At 73.7% G+C, this 20,731-nt stretch carries 16 protein-coding genes and 1 tRNA gene; 13 read left to right on the top strand and 4 right to left on the bottom strand.

The window, feature by feature from the left end; genetic code table 11:
• The first annotated feature begins 20 nt into the window (after nucleotides 1-20).
• A complete protein-coding gene (locus tag KMZ30_RS05890) occupies nucleotides 21-2,636 on the top strand; it encodes a penicillin acylase family protein (RefSeq protein ID WP_215512408.1) in 2,616 nt (871 codons plus the stop codon).
• A 127-nt stretch (nucleotides 2,637-2,763) separates the two neighbouring features.
• Here KMZ30_RS05890 and KMZ30_RS05895 read toward each other — a convergent pair whose 3' ends face one another.
• On the bottom strand, nucleotides 2,764-3,333 hold the full coding sequence (locus KMZ30_RS05895) for a 5-formyltetrahydrofolate cyclo-ligase (protein WP_226902052.1): 570 nt from the start codon (nucleotides 3,331-3,333) through the stop codon (nucleotides 2,764-2,766).
• A gap of 24 nt (nucleotides 3,334-3,357) precedes the next feature.
• On the opposite strand from KMZ30_RS05895, the gene KMZ30_RS05900 reads away from it, so the two are divergent.
• Genes KMZ30_RS05900 through KMZ30_RS05925 form a run of 6 tightly spaced genes read left to right on the top strand, consistent with a single transcriptional unit; the run spans nucleotide 3,358 to nucleotide 8,717 of the window.
• Nucleotides 3,358-4,761: a UTP--glucose-1-phosphate uridylyltransferase gene (locus tag KMZ30_RS05900; RefSeq protein WP_215512410.1), complete on the top strand. Its 1,404-nt coding sequence runs from the start codon at nucleotides 3,358-3,360 to the stop codon at nucleotides 4,759-4,761.
• Nucleotides 4,761-5,981, top strand: coding sequence for a molybdopterin molybdotransferase MoeA (locus KMZ30_RS05905; RefSeq protein WP_215512411.1), 1,221 nt, complete (start codon nucleotides 4,761-4,763; stop codon nucleotides 5,979-5,981). Before KMZ30_RS05900 ends, KMZ30_RS05905 begins: the two co-directional genes overlap by 1 nt.
• Entirely contained in the window at nucleotides 5,974-6,468 is a 495-nt protein-coding gene (gene moaC, locus KMZ30_RS05910) for a cyclic pyranopterin monophosphate synthase MoaC (protein ID WP_308279667.1), read from the top strand. The genes KMZ30_RS05905 and moaC overlap by 8 nt, the downstream gene beginning before the upstream one ends.
• Nucleotides 6,465-6,962 (top strand): MogA/MoaB family molybdenum cofactor biosynthesis protein, encoded by a 498-nt coding sequence (locus KMZ30_RS05915; RefSeq protein WP_215512412.1) that lies wholly within the window; start codon nucleotides 6,465-6,467, stop codon nucleotides 6,960-6,962. Before moaC ends, KMZ30_RS05915 begins: the two co-directional genes overlap by 4 nt.
• 38 nt (nucleotides 6,963-7,000) lie before the next feature.
• Nucleotides 7,001-7,684, top strand: coding sequence for a GNAT family N-acetyltransferase (locus KMZ30_RS05920; RefSeq protein ID WP_308279668.1), 684 nt, complete (start codon nucleotides 7,001-7,003; stop codon nucleotides 7,682-7,684).
• Between the two features lie 25 nt (nucleotides 7,685-7,709).
• Nucleotides 7,710-8,717: a SepX/GlpR family protein gene (locus tag KMZ30_RS05925; RefSeq protein WP_215512414.1), complete on the top strand. Its 1,008-nt coding sequence runs from the start codon at nucleotides 7,710-7,712 to the stop codon at nucleotides 8,715-8,717.
• Between the two features lie 102 nt (nucleotides 8,718-8,819).
• Here the strand turns inward: KMZ30_RS05925 and KMZ30_RS05930 are convergent, their stop codons facing one another.
• Nucleotides 8,820-10,124: an AI-2E family transporter gene (locus KMZ30_RS05930; protein ID WP_215512415.1), complete on the bottom strand. Its 1,305-nt coding sequence runs from the start codon at nucleotides 10,122-10,124 to the stop codon at nucleotides 8,820-8,822.
• Between the two features lie 149 nt (nucleotides 10,125-10,273).
• Here KMZ30_RS05930 and KMZ30_RS05935 point away from each other — a divergent pair.
• Nucleotides 10,274-10,346, top strand: a tRNA-Ala gene (locus KMZ30_RS05935).
• Between the two features lie 97 nt (nucleotides 10,347-10,443).
• Nucleotides 10,444-10,983, top strand: coding sequence for a DinB family protein (locus KMZ30_RS05940; RefSeq protein ID WP_226902055.1), 540 nt, complete (start codon nucleotides 10,444-10,446; stop codon nucleotides 10,981-10,983).
• A gap of 20 nt (nucleotides 10,984-11,003) precedes the next feature.
• Here the strand turns inward: KMZ30_RS05940 and KMZ30_RS05945 are convergent, their stop codons facing one another.
• Nucleotides 11,004-14,561 carry a TM0106 family RecB-like putative nuclease gene (locus KMZ30_RS05945; RefSeq protein WP_215512416.1) on the bottom strand — a complete coding sequence of 1,186 codons (3,558 nt, stop codon included), beginning with the start codon at nucleotides 14,559-14,561 and terminating at the stop codon, nucleotides 11,004-11,006.
• A 53-nt stretch (nucleotides 14,562-14,614) separates the two neighbouring features.
• Complete coding sequence (locus tag KMZ30_RS05950; RefSeq protein ID WP_215512417.1) at nucleotides 14,615-16,174, bottom strand: dolichyl-phosphate-mannose--protein mannosyltransferase; 1,560 nt, start codon at nucleotides 16,172-16,174, stop codon at nucleotides 14,615-14,617.
• A 56-nt stretch (nucleotides 16,175-16,230) separates the two neighbouring features.
• Here KMZ30_RS05950 and rsmI point away from each other — a divergent pair, with 56 nt between their 5' ends.
• The 4 genes from rsmI (at nucleotide 16,231) to KMZ30_RS05970 (ending at nucleotide 20,690) form a co-directional block, all read left to right on the top strand.
• Entirely contained in the window at nucleotides 16,231-17,067 is an 837-nt protein-coding gene (gene rsmI / locus KMZ30_RS05955) for a 16S rRNA (cytidine(1402)-2'-O)-methyltransferase (protein ID WP_215512418.1), read from the top strand.
• Between the two features lie 107 nt (nucleotides 17,068-17,174).
• Complete coding sequence (locus KMZ30_RS05960; RefSeq protein WP_030528934.1) at nucleotides 17,175-17,882, top strand: succinate dehydrogenase cytochrome b subunit; 708 nt, start codon at nucleotides 17,175-17,177, stop codon at nucleotides 17,880-17,882.
• 11 nt (nucleotides 17,883-17,893) lie between these two features.
• Nucleotides 17,894-19,894, top strand: coding sequence for a fumarate reductase/succinate dehydrogenase flavoprotein subunit (locus KMZ30_RS05965; RefSeq protein WP_215512419.1), 2,001 nt, complete (start codon nucleotides 17,894-17,896; stop codon nucleotides 19,892-19,894).
• A 58-nt stretch (nucleotides 19,895-19,952) separates the two neighbouring features.
• Nucleotides 19,953-20,690: a succinate dehydrogenase/fumarate reductase iron-sulfur subunit gene (locus KMZ30_RS05970; protein ID WP_030528932.1), complete on the top strand. Its 738-nt coding sequence runs from the start codon at nucleotides 19,953-19,955 to the stop codon at nucleotides 20,688-20,690.
• Nucleotides 20,691-20,731 lie beyond the last annotated feature (41 nt).

A 20,731-nucleotide genomic window follows, 5' to 3' on the forward strand; every position in this document is an offset into this window, starting at 1 on the left:
AGGTGTCCTAGTCTCGCAGGGTGAGTCGCCTCGTCGTCGCCCGCCGGGTCCTGGTGGGACTCCTCGCCGTCATCGTCGTCGTCGCGGTGGTCGCCGGCGTGCTCGTCGTGACCGCGCTGCGCAGCTCGCTGCCGACGCACTCGGGCGAGGCGACCCTCCCCGGTCTCTCGGCGGCCGTCACCGTCAAGCGCGACGACAGCGGTGTGCCGCACATCTACGGCGACTCGGTCACCGACCTCGCGCGCGCCCAGGGCTACGTCCACGCGCAGGAGCGTTTCTTCGAGATGGACCTGCGGCGGCACATCACCGCCGGGCGGCTGGCCGAGCTCGTCGGCCCGGCGGGCGTCCAGACCGACAAGGTGATCCGGACGATGGGGTGGCGCCGCATCGCCGAGGAGGAGCTGCCGACCCTCGAGCCGGAGACGCGGCAGGTCCTCCAGGCGTACGCCGACGGCGTCAACCGCTACCTGCGCGGCCGCAGCCCCGGCGACGTCTCGGCCGAGTACACCGTCCTCGGACTGCAGAACCCGCTCGGCGACATCGAGGAGTGGACCCCGGTCGACAGCCTCGCGTGGCTCAAGGCGATGGCCTGGGACCTGCGCGGCGACTACAGCGACGAGCTCGCGCGCGCCCGCCTCACCGGCCGCGTCGCCCGCGCCCAGATCGCCGACATCTACCCCTCCTACGACGAGGAGGCGCACCCGCCGATCCTCTCGGCCGACGAGTGGTCGCCCGGGTCGACCCCCTCGGCCCCCGCGTCCGCGTCGGTGGCGGACGAGACGACGAGCCCCCGGGCGCAGGCCGCGTACGCGCAGGTCGAGAAGGCGCTGCACACCGTCCCGCAGCTCGTCGGGCGCGGCGAGGGCGTCGGCTCGAACTCGTGGGTCGTCTCGGGGGCGAGGACCGCGAGCGGCAAGCCGCTGCTCGCCAACGACCCCCACCTCGGTGTCGGCCAGCCGGGCATCTGGATCCAGAACAGCCTCTCGTGCCGCACGGTCGGGCCCGCCTGCCCGCTGGACGTCTCCGGCTTCTCGTTCGCCGGCGTGCCGGGTGTCGTCATCGGCCACAACGGGAAGATCGCCTGGGGGTTCACCAACCTCGGTCCCGACGTCACCGACTTCTACCTCGAGCGCGTCGTCGGCCAGACCTACCTCCGCGACGGCGACTGGGAGCCCGTGACGACCCGCGAGGAGACCATCAAGGTCGCGGGCCACGCCGACCAGCGCATCACCGTGCGGGCGACGACGCACGGCCCGATCATGTCCGACGTCCTCGCGTCCGCCCGGGACGCCGGCAGCCGGGCCCCGACCTCGGCCGAGGGCGACGAGAACCAGGACTACGCCGTGTCGCTGGCCTGGACCGGGCTGCAGCCCGGCAAGACCGCCGACGCCATCCTCGGGTTCAACCTCGCGACGAGCTTCGAGGAGTTCCGCACCGCCGCACGCTCCTTCGCCGTCCCGGCGCAGAACCTCGTCTACGCCGACACCGAGGGCCACATCGGCTACCAGGCGCCGGGGCTGGTCCCCATCCGGCGGGCCGCCATCGCCAAGAGCCCGCCCGGATACTGGCCGGCGCCCGGTTGGGACTCCAGCTACGACTGGCAGGGGTACCTGTCCTTCGACGACCTGCCGTGGGTCCTCGACCCGCAGGACGGGGTCATCGTCGCGGCCAACCAGGAGGTGACCGGCAGCCGCTCGCCGTTCCTCACGACCGAGTGGGACCACGGCTACCGTGCGACCCGGATCGCCCAGCGCCTCGAGACGCTCGACAAGGCCACCCCGGCCGACATGGCGTCGGTCCAGATGGACGACGAGGACCTCTTCGCGCGCACCCTCGTCCCGGCCCTGCTCAAGGTGCCGCTCGAGGCGCGCGAGGGCGAGACGGGCCAGCAGGACCTCCTCGACTTCACCGAGGAGGCGCGGGACCTGCTGCGGGGATGGAACTTCACGACGCCCGCGTCCGACTCCGACGCCTCCGCGGCCGCGGCCTACTACAACGCGGTCTGGCGCAACCTCTGCGAGCTGACGTTCGACGACGAGCTGCCGGCCGACATGAAGTCCGACGGCGGCGCCCGGTGGCGCGCGGCCGTCTCCCGGCTCCTCGAGGACCCGGACAACGCCTGGTGGGACAACAAGCTGACGCCCAACATCACCGAGGGCCGCGACGAGATCCTGCGCCAGGCGCTCGTCGAGGCCCGCCTCGAGCTGACGACCGAGCTCGGCAAGGACCCCCAGGGCTGGGACTGGGGCAAGCTGCACCGCCTGACCCTGCAGCACAAGGTGCTCGGCGGTGACGCCGTGCCGGGGCCGGTGCGCTGGCTGTTCAACGAGGGCCCCTACGACATGCCCGGCGGTTCGGCCATCGTCAACGCGACGGGATGGACGGCCAGCGACGGCTACGAGGTCAACTGGGCGCCGTCGATGCGGATGGTCGTCGACCTGTCCGACCTCGACGCCTCGACGTGGATCAACCAGACCGGCGTCAGCGGGCACGTCCTCGACGACCACTACGCCGACCAGGTCGACGACTGGGTGGCGGGTCGGCAGCGTCCGTGGCCCTTCACGGCCGCCGCCGTCGACGAGACCGACCCCGACGTCCTCACCCTGCGTCCGGACAGCGCGCCGAGCGGACCCTGACCGGGCGGCTCCCACCGGGAGCGCTCGGTGTGCAGGAATCGTCGAATGTGTCGATTCCTGCACGGTGGTGGCAGCAGACGGTGTGCAGGAATCGTCGAATGTGTCGATTCCTGCACACCCGGCGGGTTCAACGGTCGAGCGGGCCCTCCCGCAGGACGGTCAGGCCGTCGGCGGTGAGGACCGCGTCGACGGGCACGTCGTGCTCCTCCCGGGGCAGCGGCGTGTCGTCGAGCTCGCCGGGGTGGAGGAGGACGACGACGGGCACGCCGGTGCGGCGGCGGGGGAGCGCCTTGTCGTAGCAGCCGCCGCCCTGGCCCATCCGCGTGCCGTCGGTGCCGACGGTGAGGCCGGGGGCGAGCACGAGGTCGGCGCGGCCCGGCGCGTCGAGGCCGAGGCGCGCTGCTGCCGGGTCGGCGAGGTCGTGCCAGTCGAGGTCGAGGTCGGCCAGGGTGTCGGGGACGAGCACGTGCGCGCCCCTCGCCGCGAGGGCGTCGTTGAGAACGGCGGTCGGCGGTTCCCCGGGGACCGACTCGTACGACAGCACGACGGCGCCCGGGCCGAGCCGCAGCCGATCGAGGAGGTCCGTCGCGCCGCGGGCGAGCGCCGCGGCATCGGCCTCGGCGGAGCGCTCGGCGGCGATCGCCCGGCGGCGGGCGCGCAGCTCCTTCCGGCGCACGGACTTCGCGCTCTGCGGCATGTCCGGCATCGTAGGGTGGGCGCCATGACCAGCGAAGCCCTCCGGGCCGCGACGGCCAGGATGCGCGAGGCCGGGGTCGACGAGCTCGCCGTCCGCGTCTTCGCCCGCTACCACGAGCAGCTCGCCGCCGACGTGACGGGGACGATCCCCGAGTCGAGCGTCGACCCGCTGCCGGACCCGCCGTCGCTCGAGGACCTCGACCTGACGCCGGAGGCCGTGCGCGAGGCGCTCGCCGGCACCGTCGTCGTCAAGCTCAACGGCGGCCTCGGCACGAGCATGGGCATCCAGGGCCCGAAGTCGGCGCTCGAGGTGCGCGAGGGGCGGACCTTCCTCGACGTCATCGCCGAGCAGGTCCTGGCGCTGCGCCGCGCGCAGGACGTCCAGGTCCCGTTGCTCCTCATGAACTCGTTCCGCACCCGCGACGCCTCGCTCGAGATCCTCCGGCGCCACCCGGGGCTGGAGGTCGACGGGCTGCCGCTCGACTTCCTCCAGAGCAAGGAGCCCAAGCTGCGCGCCGACGACCTCTTCCCGGTCGACCACCCCGCCGACCCCGAGCTCGAGTGGTGCCCGCCCGGCCACGGGGACGTCTTCGTCGCGCTGCGCACGACCGGGCTGCTCGCGGAGCTGCGGCGGCGCGGCTTCCGCCACCTGTTCCTCTCCAACGCCGACAACCTCGGGGCCACGTGCGACGGCGCGGTCCCGGCGTGGATGGCGGCCGAGGGCATCCCGTACGTCGCGGAGATGAGCGCGCGCACCGTCAACGACCGCAAGGGCGGCCAGCTCGTGGTCCGTCACGCGGACGGCCGTCTCGTGCTGCGCGACTCGGCCGCGGTGGCGCCGGGGGAGGACGAGTACTTCCAGGACCTCGAGCGACACCGCTGGTTCCACACGAACAACCTCTGGATCGACCTCGAGGTGCTCGCCGAGCGGCTCGACGAGCACGACGGGGTCCTCGGCCTGCCGATCATCGTCAACCGCAAGACCGTCGACCCCACGGACCCCTCGTCCACCCCGGTCGTCCAGGTCGAGTCGGCGATGGGCGCCGCCGTCGAGCTGTTCGACGGGGCGCGCGCGGTCGCGGTGCCCCGCAGCCGCTTCCGGCCGGTCAAGACGACCAACGAGCTGCTGCTCATCCGCAGCGACCTCTACCGGCTCGCCGACGACGGCACGGTCGAGGCGGCCACCGACCGTCCCGACCCGTTCGTCGACCTCGGGCCCGCCTACAGGCTGGTCGACGACTTCGAGGCGCGGTTCCCCTCCGGCGCACCGTCGCTGCGAGAGTGCACGAGCCTGCGGGTCGAGGGCGACGTCACCTTCGGCGCCGACGTCGTGTGCGTCGGTGACGTGCACCTGACCGGCGAGGACCGGAACGTCCCGGACGGCGCCCGCCTCGGACCGGACGGCGCCCGCCTCGGACCGGACGCCTGATGCGCACCGTCGCCGAGCACCGCGCGGTCGTCCTCTCCCTCGTCGAGCCGCTGCCGGCCGAGCGCGTCGCCGTCGGGTCCGCCCTCGGGCGCGTCCTCGCCGAGGACGCCGTCGCGGCCGTCGACCTCCCCGGCTTCGACAACTCCGCGATGGACGGGTACGCCGTCCGCGCCGCGGACCTCGCCGGGGCCGGCGAGGACACCCCGGTCGTCCTGCCCGTGGACGGCGACGTGGCCGCCGGTGACACCACCCGGCACGTCCTGGCACCCGGTCACGCGCTGCGCATCATGACCGGCGCCCCGCTGCCCGAGGGCGCCGACGCCGTCGTGGCCGTCGAGATGACCGACGGTGGCGCGCACCGCGTCTCGGTGCGCCTCGAACCGGAGGTCGGCCGCCACCTGCGCCACCGCGGGGAGGACGTGCGCACCGGCGCCGTCGTGCTGACCGCCGGGACGCGGCTCGGGCCCGGCCACGTCGCGCTCGCCGCCGCCTCCAACGTCGCCGAGGTCGTCGTGCGCCGCCGCCCGCGCGTCACCGTCGTCTCGACCGGCGACGAGCTCGTGCCCGTCGGCGGCCACCTCGAGCACGGCCAGATCGTCGACTCCAACCACCTGATGCTCCGCGCCCTCGTCGAGGCGTCCGGGGCCGAGGTGGCGGCGGGCGTCCACCTGCGCGACGAGGCCGACGCCGTGCGGGCCTTCCTCGCGGCGCCCGACGGCGACCCCGACCTCGTCATCACGACCGGCGGCGTCTCGATGGGCGTCTACGACACCGTCAAGGAGGTGCTGACCGCCGACGGCGGGGTCGAGTTCACCAAGGTCGCGATGCGCCCGGGGATGCCGCAGGGCTGCGGCCGGGTCACCGCCAGCGGCCTGCCCGTCGTCACCCTGCCGGGCAACCCGGTCAGCTCGTTCGTCTCCTTCCACGTCTTCGTCCTGCCCGCGCTGCGCCGGCTCGCCGGGCTCGACCCCGACGACGACGGCTCCTTCGAGGCCGTCGCCGGCGCCTCCTGGTCGGCCGCCGCCGGCCGCACCGAGATGACGCGCGTCGTCGAGCGCGACGGCGTCGTCGTCCCCTCCGGCGGCCAGGGCTCGCACGTGCTCGGCGCCCTCGCCGGGGCGACGGCCCTGGCGGTCGTCCCCGCGGACGTCGCGACGGTCGAGGAGGGGCAGGCGCTCCGGTGCCTGCCGCTACTGGGGCATCATCGGGGCTGTGGCTGACCTCCAGCGCCCGGTGAGCGGGCTGACCCACGTCCGGGCCGACGGCACGGCGCACATGGTCGACGTCTCGGCCAAGGCCGTGACGGCCCGTCGCGCCGAGGCCCGTGGGCGGGTGCTGCTCTCCGCGGCGGCCGTCGCGGCGCTGCGCGACGGCACGGTCCCCAAGGGGGACGCGCTCGCGGTCGCGCGGATCGCCGGCATCCAGGCGGTCAAGCGCACCCCCGAGCTCGTGCCGCTGGCGCACCCGGTCGCCGTCCACGCCGTCGAGGTCGACCTCGACGTCGTCGACGACGGCGTCGAGATCCGCGCGGAGGCGCGCACCGCCGACCGCACGGGCATCGAGATGGAGGCGCTGACCGCCGTCACCGTCGCCGCGCTCGGCCTGATCGACATGGTCAAGGCCGTCGACAAGCACGCGCGCATCACCGACGTCCGGGTGACCGCCAAGTCCGGCGGGCGCTCGGGGGACTGGGAGGAGGGCCGATGAGCGACGGAGCCGACCTCACCGGCCGCCGCGCCGCCGTCGTCACCTGCTCCACGCGCGCGGCGCAGGGCGTCTACCCCGACCGGGGCGGCGCCCTCATCGTCGAGGCGCTGCGCGGCTGGGGCATGGAGGTCGCCGAGCCGCGGGTCGTCCCGGACGGTCCGGCCGTGGCCGACGCGCTCGCGGCGGCGCTGGCCGACGGCCCCGACCTGCTCCTGACCACCGGGGGGACGGGGTTGACGCCGACCGACGGCACGCCGGAGGCCACCCGTCCGCTGCTCGACCGCGAGGTGCCCGGGCTCGCCGAGGCGCTGCGCTCGCGCGGTGTCGCGCAAGGGGTCCCGACCGCGGTGCTGTCGCGCGGGCTCGCCGGCCTCGCGGGGCGCACGCTGGTCGTCAACCTGCCGGGCTCGAGCGGCGGGGTGCGCGACGCCCTCGCCGTCCTCGCCGAGGTCCTGCCCCACGCCCTCGACCAGGTCCGCGGGGGCGACCACTGATGTGGCGCCGGCTGCGGCGCGCGGAGGGGAGCGCGCCGGTGGCCGGGGCGCCGCCGGAGTGGGTGTGGCCGCTGCGGCTCTCGGGCACCACGCCGACCGGCACGGACGTCCTGCTGCGCCCGCTCGTCCGTGAGGACGCGCCGGTCTTCCAGTCCGTGCGGCGGGCGAACGCGGCCTGGCTCGAGCCGTGGGACGCGACGTCACCGGACCCCGACGCGCCGGCGCGCACGTTCGACGAGCTCGTCGCCACCTACGACGCCGAGGCGGCCGCCGGCCGCTCCCTCCCGCTCGCGGTCGAGTCCGGGGGCCGGCTCGTGGGCCAGGTCAACGTCGGCACGGTCGTCTTCGGGTCCTTCCGCTCGTGCACGGTCGGCTACTGGGTGAGCCGGGCGGTCGCCGGCCAGATGGTCGTGCCCACCGCGGTCGCGCTCGTCGGCGACCACCTCCTGCGCCGGGTCGGGTTGCACCGCATCGAGATCAACATCCGGCCCGAGAACACGGCGAGCCTCGCGGTCGTGCGCAAGCTCGGGTTCCGGTCCGAGGGACCGCGACCCAGGTACCTGCACATCGACGGCGAGTGGCGCGACCACCTCGCCTTCGCGCTGACCGTCGAGGACCTCGGCGGCGAGCCCCTCACGGCCCGGCTCGCCCGGATCGCGGCGACGGAACAGCCGTCACAGCAGTCACTTCCGCGACACACCGACCCGGGTGCGGAATCCTGAGGCCGCGCGCACCTACCGTCGGATCGTGCGGTCCCCGTCGAGCCTGATCTTCCTCGTCCTCCTCGGGGTCTGGGCTGCCTACTTCGTGCAGTACTGGATCCGTCGGCGCGACCACCTCTCGACCGCCCGCTCGGTCGAGCAGTTCAGCGCCGCGATGCGTGTGCTCGAGCGGCGTGCGCCGATCCCGCGCACCGACCTCTCCGACCCGGCACCGCGCACCTACGCGGTGCACCCGGCCCGCCCGACCCGGCCCGAGGTCGTCGTCAAGCGGGCCGCGGCCGCCGAGGGTGGTTCTGTCCGACCGGTGTCCGCCGCGCCGCGTCCGCGCACCGCCCCGGTCGTCCACCAGGGCGCCCCGCGCCGGGTGCGCGCCCTCGCGCTGCTCGCCTCGTTCGTCGTCCTCCTCGTCACCGGCCCGCTCGCCGCCTTCTCCGTCCTCGCCGGCTGGGTGCCGGCCCTCGCCGGCATCGCGCTGCTCGGCGCCTTCGGCTGGGTCCGCGCCGGCGTGCGCGCCGAGCAGGCCGCCCGCTCCGCCCGTCGGCGCCGTGAGGCCGAGGAGGCCCGTCGCCGCGCGAGCGCCCCTCCGGCCGCAGGCGTCGTCCGCCGCCGTCCGGCCACCGCGCGCCCCGCGTCCGGTGCTCCCGCGGCCTCCCGGCCCGTGCGCGAGGCGGAGCCCGCCGCACGTCCGGATGTCTCCGACGAGGTCGCCCCGACGGTGCAGGACGCCGACGTGGAGGCGCCGGTGGTCGCCGCTCCCGCCGCGGAGGCCGACCCGCAGCCCGTCCGCACCCCGGAGCCGGTGGCCGAGGTCGCTCCCGAGCCGGAGCCCCAGCTCGAGTACGTGCACCTCGTCGACGAGGACGACATCCCGCTCACGTGGGAGCCCGTCCCGGTGCCGCGCCCGACGTACACGATGAAGGCCAAGGCCGAGCGTCCCGCCGTCGCCCCTGCCGCGACGGCCCCCGACGCCGCCCCGGTCGAGGCGCCGACCCGCGAGGACGCGCTGCAGCAGCGTCGCGCCGCCGGCGCCTGAGGCCCTCCCTCCGTGCGCCCAGCCCGGGCCCTCTTCCCCGGACGTGGGTGAACCCGCCGGAAGACACGGGCGGGTTCACACGCGTTCGCGGTGGGCGGGCGGTCAGTCCTCGTCGGAGGGCTGGGGCTCCTCGGGGGCGTCCTGGCCGAGGCGCCGCGCCTCGGACTCGGCCGCGTGACGCTCGGCGCGGTCGGCCGCCTCGTCGCCGAGCACGGCGCGGGCGGTCATGTCGTCGTCGTGGTCGACCTCCTGCGTCGGGGACTCGGGGTTGTCGAGGAGGTGGTGCCCGACCGCGTTGAGCACGGCCACGGTCGGCACGGCGATGAGACCGCCGATGATGCCCGCGAGGATCAGCCCGGCCGCGATCGCGAGGATGACGGCCAACGGGTGCAGGCGCATGGCGCGGCCGATGAGCAACGGCTGGAGCAGGTGGCTCTCCATCTGCTGCACACCGATGACGATGGCGAGCATGATGAGCGCCTGGACGGGGCCGAGCGCGACGAGGGCGAGCAGCACCGCCACCGCCCCGGAGACGGCGGCTCCGACGATCGGGATGAAGGCACCGAAGAAGACGAGCAGGGCGATGCCCGAGGCGAAGGGCACGCCGAGGATCGCGGCCCCGACGCCGATGCCGATGGCGTCGGCCGCGGCGACGAAGATCGTCGCGCGCGTGAAGGCGGCGAGCTGGCCCCAGGCGATGATCCCCGAGGAGTGGACGCGCTCGCGGGCGCCGCGGGGCGAGAGGCGCACGACCCAGCCCCAGATGCCGGCGCCGTCGTAGAGGAAGAAGAAGAGGGTGAACAGGGCGAGGAAGAAGCCGGTCAGGAGGTGGCCCACGGTGAGGCCCGCGGCCGCCGCGGTGTCGCCGAGACCGGCGGAGCTCATCGACTCCCGGGCCCTGGCGATGTAGTCGGTCAGCTGGGTGTCGGTGATGCCGAACGTCGTCTGCACCCAGCTGCGCACCTGCTCGATGCCGTCGGTGACCTTGGACGTGATGTCGCCGAGCTGGCTGGTCAGCTGCGAGCCGACGAACGAGATGAGCCCGAAGACGACACCCATCGTGCCGATGACGGTGACGAACGCCGCGAGGCCGCGGGGCAGGACCCGCGCGAGGAAGTTGTGCACCGGGTGCAGCAGCGCGCTGAGCAGCAGCGAGACGACGATCGGGATGACGACCTCGGACAGCACCGTGGTCAGCCAGAGGACGACCCCGAGCGCTGCGCCGATGACGAGGCCACGCCAGGCCCACTCGGCCGCCGTGCGGACGCCCAGCGGCACTCCCCATTCCGCGTGCGCGCGCGGGTAGTACGCGGTGAGGGGCTCGACACCCGTCGCGGGCAGGTTCCTCGGCAGGTCGCTGGGGCCACCGCGGGTGGTGGGGCGGCCGCCGGGCCGGGGGAGTCTCATGCATCGACTCTAGGGGGTCCGCGCGGAGCCGAACGCGTCGCGGCAGGCCGGATGACCAGCCACGACTCCGCCCCCGTCGGCGGTCGTCGCCACGGGGGCGGGCCGGTTTCGGGCGACGGGCCCGGCGGTGTTATCGTTTCTCCGCACTCGGGGCTGTGGCGCAGTTGGTAGCGCGTCTCGTTCGCAATGAGAAGGCCAGGGGTTCGAATCCCCTCAGCTCCACCGATGACGAAGGACCCGGCACGCTTTTCGCCGGGTCCTTCGTCGTTCCCGGGGAATGTGGTTGCCGCTCGTCGCCGGCGCGGGTTGGGTGGGTGGCATGAGCGACATGTGGAGCGACCCCGCGTCCGACCCCCGCCCCGTCGGCACGCCGGTCGAGGTGCTGGCCGTGCTGCGCCACTACCTGACCTTCCACCGCCTCACCCTCCGGCTCAAGTGCGAGGGGCTCGACGCCGAGCGGCTGGCCCGCCGGTCGGTGCCGCCGAGCGGCCTCAGCCTGCTCGGACTCGTCCGGCACCTGGCCGTCGTCGAGCAGTACTGGTTCCGGCACGTCCTCCAACAGCTCGAGGTGCCCGACCCGCTCTACGCGGACGACGACGACCCGGACTTCGAGCTGACGAGCGCGACGGGCGACCCCGCCATGGTCGAGGACTCGTTCGCCGCCTGGCAGCACGAGATCGAGGCCGCCGACGCGTGGCTCGACACCCTCGCCCCGGAGGACCTCGGCTCGACGGTCACCCGGCGTGACGAGGAGATGGCGGTGCGCGACGTGCTCGTCCACCTTGTCGAGGAGTACGCCCGGCACAACGGCCACGCCGACCTGCTCCGCGAGTGCATCGACGGGCGCACCGGCGAGTAAGAGCTCGGCCCCGGACGTGCTCAGGCGACCGGCTGCGGCGCCCCCACGGTGCGGGTGGTGACCGCGGCCTCGCACAGGCGCAGGAACGCCCCGAGGGCCACGAGCTCGTCGGCGCTGCGCGGCGAGAAGTCGGTGAGCACCCGGGAGCGGACGACGAAGGCGGAGTGCTGCCCGCGCGAGACCGCGACGTTGAGCCGGTGCCGGTCGAGGAGGAACCCCATCCCGCGGGAGACGTCGGAGTGCGACGACGCGGCCATCGACAGGATGGCGACGGCGGCCTCCTGCCCCTGGAAGCGGTCGACGGTGCCGACGGCGACGTCGGGCAGACCGGCGTCGTCGAGGACCCGGCGCAGCAGGGTGACCTGCGCGTTGTAGGGCGTGATGACGACGACGTCGCGCTGGCCCAGCGGCCGGGACCCGGCGGGAGTGCCGTCGGCGTCGCGGGCCCCGGGGTCGGTCCACTCCCGACCGAGGAGGTCGCGGACGAGACCGAGGACGGCGTCGGCCTCCTCGGGGGAGTGCGTCGAGTTGTCGCGGTGCTCGACGAGGCGCACGTGCAGACCGGGCTCGACCCCCTCGAGGACCCGACCGGCCGTGACCTCGGCGTTCGAGACGAGCCTCCCCTCGTAGGCGAGGTCGGAGACGCACGCGGTGAGCGCGGGGTGCATCCGCCAGGTCGTCGCGAGGAAGTACCCGAGCTCGGCGGGCAGGACCGACGCCCCGCCGGCGAGCCAGACGAGCGCGGCGGTGTCGACGGGCTCGGCATGGACGCCGGTGGTGACGCCGGGCAGCTGCTGGGGGTCGCCGAGGAGCAGCAGGCGCTGGGCGGCCACCGAGACGGCGAGCGCCTTGGCCAGCGCGAACTGCCCGGCCTCGTCGATGACGAGCAGGTCGAGCTCGCCGCGGCCGACGCGCTTGGTGTTGGTGAGGTCCCAGGCCGTGCCACCGACGACGTACCCGCGCCCGGCGGCGCGGTGCTCGGCCGCGAACCGCGCGAGGTCGTCGGCCTTGTCCAGGGCGGACCACGGCGGGTCGGCCGAGCGGGCGCCCGCCTTGCCGACCTGGTCGGCCGGCACACCCGCGGAGGCGACGAGGGTCGTCAGCACGTTCTCGACGGTGGCGTGGCTCTGCGCGGTGACCCCGACGGCCCAGCCCTGCGCGACGAGCCGGGCGATGACGTGCGAGCCGACGTAGGTCTTGCCGGTGCCGGGCGGCCCCTGGACCGCGAGGCACGAGTCGTCCATCTGCCGCAGGGCACTCGTGATGGCGTCGACGTAGCCGGCGGGCCCGTCGGCGACGGGCAGGGGTGCGCCGCCGCGCAGCCGCGGCGGGCGGCGCAGCAGGAGGTCGGCGCCGGCCGAGGTGGGGAGGCGGCCGTCGGGCCGCACCTGCTCGGCGACCTCGGCGAGGGCGTCGTCGATGCTCGCCGTCATCACGTGGTCGTTCGGGACGAGCGCCACCGGGCCGACCTCGTGCGGCGACGGCCCCGGCTGGGTCTCCTCGACCTCGAGGACCTGGCGCACCCACCCGGACGCGGTGGGCGAGTCCTCGGTGGCGCAGACGGTCAGGCCGGAGCCGCTCGCGCCGTGCGCGTCGTGGACGCCGGCGGTGACACCCTCGGGGGTCGGGGTCGCGTACACGGCCGCGACCTTGGCGCCGACGGGTAGCGGGAGGTTGCGCGTCGGCTCGCCGTGCAGCCGTAGCCGCCGCCGGGCCTTGCGGGCGCGCGGCGGCCGGTGCCAGTCGTCGACAACCTCGACGTCGTCGACGACGAACACGCCCTCAGCAGAACGCCACTCGCTGATGGGCAGCCGCAGGCGCTCGAAGTGCTCCTGCCACTTCGGCTTGTCCTCGCGGGCGTGGAAGAGCACGGCCGAGCCGACGAGCGCGACCCCCTGCTGCTCGGCCGACCGGTCCGCGGCGACGACGCCGTCGACGTGCGCCCGCACGGCGGCCTCGAGCTCGAGGGCGGCCCGCCGGCGGTCGCTCACCGGGGCCTCCTCGACCTCGTCGGGGGCCGGGGTCGGGGCGTCGCCCCACACCTCGCGCCGGCGCGCGAGCAGCCACTGCCGCAGGAGGTAGGTCGACTCGCAGTCCTTCTCGTTGTAGTCGGCGATGGACTTCAGGCGCTGCGTGGCCTCGTCGAGGCGTCCGTCGACGAGCGCCTGCTCGTACTCGTGGTACGCCACGATGCTCTCGGCGCCGCCCTGGACGTCCTCCTCACGCTTGTCCATGTACAGCGGCTCGAGCTTCTTGATGGAGTACGAGCGCTGGGAGACCCGCACGGCGGCGCGGACGACCGCGTACAGGTCGACGAACACACCGTCGCGCAGGAGCTGGTCGACCTCGTCCTCGCACACCCCGTGCCGGGCCGCGAGCCGCAGCAGTGCCGAGGTCTCGTAGGGCGCGTAGTGGTAGACGTGCAGGCCGGGGAAGCGGCGTCGTCGCTGCGTCACGTGCTGCACGAAGTCGATGAGCGCCTGCTTCTCGCCGGCCCGGTCGTGCGCCCAGAACGCCGCGAACCCCGGTGTGCCGGTGTCGACCTCGACCATCCCGAAGAGGTACTCCAGCCCCCAGTCGCCCGAGCCGCGCTCGTGCCACAGCGGGTCGCCCTCGAAGTCGAAGAACACGTCACCGGGATCGGGCGGCGGCATCCGGCGCAGCGCCTCGGTGTCGACGAGCTCGTACGACACGGCGCCCTCGGGGTCGGCATCCTGGCGCAGCTGCAGGCGGGCCTGGGCGACGAGCCGCTCGAGCTGCGCCGGCCGCACGTCGGGCACCGGCTCGGTCCGGGCCGCGAGCTCCTCGACCGTGTGGACGCCGGCCTCGTGCAGGCGGGCCCGGGTCGGACCCCGCATCCCGGCGACGAGCAGCAGGTCGCGCGACGCCTCGACCTCGGGGGTGCACGCGGCGCACCGCCCGCAGGCCAGCCAGCGGTCGTCGCCCCACCGTGCCGGGCCGTCGCCCGCGAGGTGGTCGGTGAGCAGCTCCTCGAGGCGTGCCCGCCGGACCCGGTAGACCGACAGCACGTCACCGAGCGGCACGTCGCGCACCTCGCCGTCGCCCAGCACCAGCCGGGCGACCGGCGCGACCGGGACCCCGGCCCCCTCGAGCAGCGCCGCGTAGGCCGCGACCTGGAGCAGCGCGGGGACGTTCTCGTGGCGGGCCAGCTTGGTGTCGCTGACGACCCATCCGGCGTCGCTGCGCTCGAGGAAGTCGGCGCGCCCGACGAACGAGCCGTCGAAGAGCGTGGCCTGCGAGAGCACGGCGGCGTCGGAGGCCAGCGCCTCGAGCGTCGCGTCCATCGCGGCGGCCAGCCCGGCCGGGGTGTAGGCCGGCGACGGCAGCTGCCGCACCCGCCCGCGGTGCAGGTCGTGCAGCCGCCGCAGCTCGGCGTTCTCGTGCTGGTCGCCGAGCTGCGAGACGCGGCGCAGCATCGCGTCGTCGGGGTCCTGGACCGGCTCGCGCAGCCCGCGGACGACGTCGAGCCCCACGACGAGGGCGAACTCGCACTGCGACGCCGTGCGCAGGTCGCTCGCGCTGAGCACGAGCCGCTGGTCGTCGCCGAGGAGGAACATGGCGGCAACCTACGCCGGGCCCCTGACAGCCCCGTCGACGACGGCGGCGACGCTCAGATCCAGCTGGGGAACCACATCCGCCAGTGCCAGTGCTCGTACGGGATCGTCTCGGCGACGTACACGGGGTGGAAGAACGCGAAGAGCGCCAGCGTCAGCAGCAGGTAGCCGCCGACGACGAGCACCCGCGTCCGCCAGCGCACGGGGTCGGGGGAGCGCCGCCCCACCCACAGCCCGACGAGGAACGTCACCGCGAGCACGACGTACGGCTCGAAGGCGACCGCGTAGAAGGTGAAGATCGTCCGGTCCTGGAAGAGGAACCACGGCAGGTAGCCCCCGACGATCCCCGCGGCGATCGCCCCGGCGCGCCAGTCGCGGCGCACGAGCCACCACCAGAGGACGACGAGCAGCGCGAGGATGCCGAGCCACCACACCGAGATCGTGCCGATCGGGTTGACGGCCTGCGAGCACTGGTCGACCGTGCAGCCGTCGACCCCCCGGGTCGGGCTCTCGTAGTAGAAGGACGTCGGCCGCGTCTGGACCAGCCACGACCACGGGTTCGACTGGTACGGGTGGGGGCTGCTCAGCGTCGTGTTGAAGCCGAACTGCTGGCGGTGGTAGTCGACGAGGCTGCGCAGCGCCGGCGGGAGCCACTGCACGCCCTGCCCGGGGTTCGCCTGCGCCCATTGACGGTTGTAGCCGACGCTCGTCGCGAACCAGCCGGTCCACGAGGCGAGGTAGACGGCCGCCGCCGTGACGACCGTCTGCACCACTGCGAACGGCGCGTCGACGAGCAGCGCGCCCCGGGCCCAGTGCCGCACCCCCGCGGCCCGGCGCGCGCCCATGTCCCACCAGACCGTCATGAGCCCGAACGCGGCGAGGAAGAACAGCCCCGAGATCTTCGTCCCGGTGCACAGCCCGAGCGACACCCCGGCGGCCCAGCGCCACGGCCGCCAGCCGAGCCACGGCCCGCCGCCGCGCGGCCACTCGCCGCGGGCCAGCGCCCCGACCTTCGTCGCGAGCACCTCGCGGCTGCGGTCGCGGTCGACGAGCAGCGCCCCGAACGCGCAGAGGGCGAAGAACATGACGACGATGTCGAGGATGCCGGTGCGCGACATCACGAAGTGCAGGCCCTCGAACGCGAGGAGGAACGCCGCGACGCACCCGAGCGCGGTCGACCCGAACATCCGTCGCGCCACACGCCCCACGATCAGGATCGAGAGCGTCCCGAGCAGCGCCACCGAGAAGCGCCAGCCCCAGCCGTTGTCGGCGCCGAGCAGCCACTCGCCGGCCCCGATGACCCACTTGCCGACCGGCGGGTGGACGACGTAGTCGCCCTCGGTCGACGAGAAGACGTCCGGGTTGCCCTGCGCGAAGGGCACGTCGGGCTTCTGGAGCGAGCGCAGGGTCCGCATCTCGACGCCGTACCGGATCATCGAGTAGCCCTGCTTGACGTAGTACGTCTCGTCGAAGACGAGGGCCTGCGGCCGGTCGAGCCGCCAGAACCGCAGCAGGCCGCCGACGAGGGCAATGAGCCCCGGGCCGAGCCAGCCCCAGAGGACGTCGGTGGGCCGGTACCCGAGCAGGCGGTGGCGCAGCTCCTCGGTCCGGGTCACCGGCACATCGTAGGTGGGTGGCCTGCGGGTTCCCGGCAGCGTGGGAGACTCGCGGGATGAGCGCCGGCGTCCTCGTCCTCGCGGCCACCCCGATCGGCGACCCCCGCGACGCGGCCCCGCGCCTGCGCGAGGAGCTGGCCACCGCCGACGTCGTCGCGGCGGAGGACACCCGCCGGCTGCGGCGGCTGTGCGCCGAGCTCGACGTCACCCCGGCCGGACGGGTCCTGTCCTTCCACGAGCACAACGAGTCGGGCCGGGCCGCCGACCTCGTCCCCGAGCTCGCCGCCGGTGCCCGCGTCCTCGTCGTCACCGACGCCGGGATGCCCTCCGTCTCCGACCCGGGCTACCGGCTCGTGGCCGCCGCCGTCGAGGCCGGCGTCCGCGTCACGGCCGTCCCGGGCCCCTCGGCCGTCCTCACGGCGCTCGCGGTGTCGGGGCTGCCGGTCGACCGCTTCTGCTTCGAGGGGTTCCTGCCCCGCAAGGAGGGCGAGCGCGCCCGCGCCCTCGCCGCGCTCGCGGCCGAGCCGCGCACGATGGTCTTCTTCGAGGCGCCCCACCGCCTCGCCCGGGCCCTCACGGCGATGGCCGAGGCGTTCGGGGGCGAGCGGCCCGCGGCCGTCTGCCGCGAGCTGACCAAGACCTACGAGGAGGTCCGCCGCGGCGGGCTGGCCGAGCTCGCGGCCTGGGCGGAGGAGCACGCCCGCGGGGAGATCACGGTCGTCGTCGCGGGGGCGAGCGGACCGTCGGCGAGCCTCGAGGACGCCGTCGCGGAGGTCGTGGCCCGGGCCGCCGCCGGCGAGCGGCTCAAGGACGCGTGCGCCGAGGTCGCCTCCGCGACGGGGCTGTCGAAGAAGGTCCTCTACGACGCAGCGGTCGCCGCCCGGCGCGCCTGAGGCCGACTCGAGGGCCGGTCTACCTCGGGGTAACCGGGCGCATCTCACACCGGCCCACCCTCGACACCGCTCGATCCCGTCGGGGGCCGGGGATAGGGTTTCCGTTCGTGGCCACCAAGACATCCTCGCGACCTGCAGCGACGGCCCGGCGCACCACCATCGGCCTGAAGATCCTCATGGCGGGGACCGGCCTGGTGTTCATCGGGTACGTGCTCCTGCACATGTACGGCAACCTCAAGGCGCTCGGCGGTGAGGAGTCGTTCAACACCTACGCCGAGCACCTGCGCACGCTCGGCGAGCCGATGCTCCCGTACGCCGGCCTGCTCTGGGTCATCCGCGTCGTGCTGATCCTCAGCCTCGTCGGCCACGCGTACGCGGCCTTCACGCTGTGGAGCCGGGCCGGCAACGCCCGCCGCACCAAGTACGCGGCCGTCAAGACCGCGATGCGCACCGCGTGGATGCGCTGGGGCGGGGTCTTCCTGCTCCTCTTCCTCGTGTGGCACCTGCTGCAGTTCACGATCCTCAAGTTCTCGGTCAACGGCGACAAGCAGGGCGCCTCGATCCAGAACAACCCCTACGAGCTCGTCGTCGCGAGCTTCCAGGTCCCGTGGAACACGCTCATCTACGTGCTCGCGATGGTGGCGCTCGCCTTCCACCTCTCGCACGGCACGTTCAGCGCGCAGCAGACCCTCGGCTGGACCGCCACCCCGCACGCCTACCGCCGCGCCAAGACCATCGGCCACGTCGTCGCCGCGGTGATCGTCGTCGGGTTCCTGATCCCGCCCCTGTCCATCCTCTTCGGCCTGATCAAGTGAGGCACTGACCGATGACCGAGACCACCGTCAACGCCGGCATCGCCCACGGCCTGTACCGCGAGGGCGAGCCCGTCGCCGACAGCAAGGCCCCCGCCGGCCCCATCGCCGGCAAGTGGCGCCAGCGCCAGTTCGACGCCTCCCTCGTCAACCCGGCCAACCGCCGCAAGCTCGACGTCATCATCGTCGGCACCGGGCTCGCGGGCGGCTCGGCCGCCGCGACCCTCGGCGAGGCCGGCTACAACGTCAAGGTGTTCTGCTTCCAGGACTCCCCGCGCCGGGCGCACTCGATCGCCGCCCAGGGCGGCATCAACGCGGCGAAGAACTACAAGGAGGACGGCGACTCCGTCTTCCGCCTCTTCTACGACACGGTCAAGGGCGGCGACTACCGCTCCCGCGAGACCAACGTCTACCGCCTCGCCGAGGTCAGCGCGAACATCATCGACCAGTGCGTGGCGCAGGGCGTCCCGTTCGCCCGCGAGTACGGCGGCCTCCTCGACAACCGCTCCTTCGGCGGTGTCCAGGTCTCCCGCACGTTCTACGCACGCGGCCAGACCGGCCAGCAGCTGCTCATCGGCGCCTACCAGGCGCTCGAGCGGCAGGTGGCCGCCGGCACGGTGGAGCAGTTCACCCGCCACGAGATGCTCGAGGTCGTCGTCGTCGACGGCCGCGCCCGCGGCATCATCGTCCGCGACCTCGTGACCGGCGAGATCGAGACCCACCTCGCCGACGCGGTCGTCCTCGGCTCCGGCGGCTACGGCAACGTCTTCTTCCTCTCGACGAACGCGATGGGCAGCAACGTCACCGCCACGTGGCGCGCGCACCGCAAGGGCGCCTACATGGCCAACCCCTGCTACACGCAGATCCACCCGACGTGCATCCCGGTCTCCGGCGAGCACCAGTCGAAGCTGACCCTCATGTCGGAGTCGCTCCGCAACGACGGCCGCATCTGGGTGCCGAAGAACCGCGAGGACTGCGACAAGGACCCGCGCGACATCGCCGAGGAGGACCGCGACTACTACCTGGAGCGGATCTACCCCTCGTTCGGCAACCTCGTCCCGCGCGACATCGCCTCCCGCCAGGCGAAGAACGTCTGCGACGAGGGCCGCGGCGTCGGCCCGATGGTCGGCGACTTCCGCCGCGGGGTCTACCTCGACTTCGCCGACGCCATCCAGCGCCTCGGCCGCGACGCGGTGGAGTCGAAGTACGGCAACCTCTTCGACATGTACGCCCGGATCACGGGCGAGAACCCGTACGAGACGCCGATGCGCATCTACCCGGCGGTCCACTACGTCATGGGCGGCCTCTGGGTCGACTACGACCTCCAGTCGACGATCCCCGGCCTCTTCGTCATCGGCGAGGCCAACTTCTCCGACCACGGCGCGAACCGCCTCGGCGCCTCGGCCCTCATGCAGGGTCTGGCCGACGGCTACTTCGTCCTGCCGAACACCATCCGCGACTACCTCGCGAAGGGTCCGTTCGACAAGCTGACGCAGGACCACCCGCAGGTCGCCGAGGCCCGCACGTCGGTCGAGCAGCGCACGAAGCGGCTCCTCGAGATCCGCGGCGAGCGCAGCGTCGACTCCTTCCACCGCGAGCTCGGCAACATCATGTGGGAGTACTGCGGGATGGAGCGGAGCGAGGAGGGCCTGCTCAAGGCCATCGACCTCATCCGCGGCCTGCGCGAGGAGTTCTGGCGCAACGTCCGGGTCCTCGGCTCGGGCGACACGCTCAACCAGAGCCTCGAGAAGGCCGGCCGCGTCGCCGACTTCCTCGAGCTCGGCGAGCTCATGTGCATCGACGCCCTGCACCGGCGCGAGTCGTGCGGCGGCCACTTCCGGGCGGAGAGCCAGACCGAGGACGGCGAGGCCCTGCGCCACGACGACGAGTTCCTCTACGTCGCCGCGTGGGAGTTCGGCGGCGGGGACGCGCTGGGCGAGATGCAGCAGCCGGTCCTGCACAAGGAGGACCTCGTGTACGAAGCGATCGAACTCAAGCAGCGGAGCTACAAGTGACCACCCCAGAAAGTTCTACGTTCCTCCGTCACTCCGATACTTTCCGGGGGCCCCGCTCATGAACCTGACCCTCAAGATCTGGCGCCAGGCCGGGCCCCGGCACACGGGGGAGCTGATGACCTACAAGGTCAGCGACATCAGCCCGGACATGAGCTTCCTCGAGATGCTCGACGTCCTCAACGAGCAGCTCAACGCCAAGGGCGAGGAGCCCATCGCGTTCGACTCCGACTGCCGCGAGGGCATCTGTGGCATGTGCGGGCTCATGATCTCCGGCGAGGCGCACGGCCCCGAGAAGACGACGACCTGCCAGCTGCACATGCGCAGCTTCCGCGACGGCGAGGTCATCACGATCGAGCCGTGGCGGGCCAACGCCTTCCCCGTCATCAAGGACCTCGTCGTCGACCGCGGCGCGTTCGACCGGATCATCCAGGCCGGTGGCTACGTCTCGGTCAACACGGGTGCGGCCCCCGACGCCCACGCGACCCCGGTCCCGAAGCCGGCGGCCGACCGCGCGTTCATGGCGGCCGAGTGCATCGGCTGTGGCGCCTGCGTCGCGGCCTGCCCGAACGCCTCGGCGATGCTCTTCATGGGCGCCAAGGTCACCCACCTCTCCGAGCTGCCCCAGGGCCAGCCGGAGCGGATGGCCCGCGTCGTCTCGATGGTCGACCAGCACGACGAGGAGGGCTTCGGCGGCTGCACCAACGTCGGCGCCTGCTCGCAGGCCTGCCCCAAGGGCATCCCGCAGGACGTCATCTCCACGCTCAACAAGGACCTGCGCGCGGCCCTGCGCGGCTGAGGTCTCCCGGGAGCTCCCGCGGCACGCACGAACGAGTGCGC

Source organism: Phycicoccus mangrovi (assembly GCF_018729305.1).
GTDB classification, from domain to species: domain Bacteria; phylum Actinomycetota; class Actinomycetes; order Actinomycetales; family Dermatophilaceae; genus Phycicoccus; species Phycicoccus jejuensis.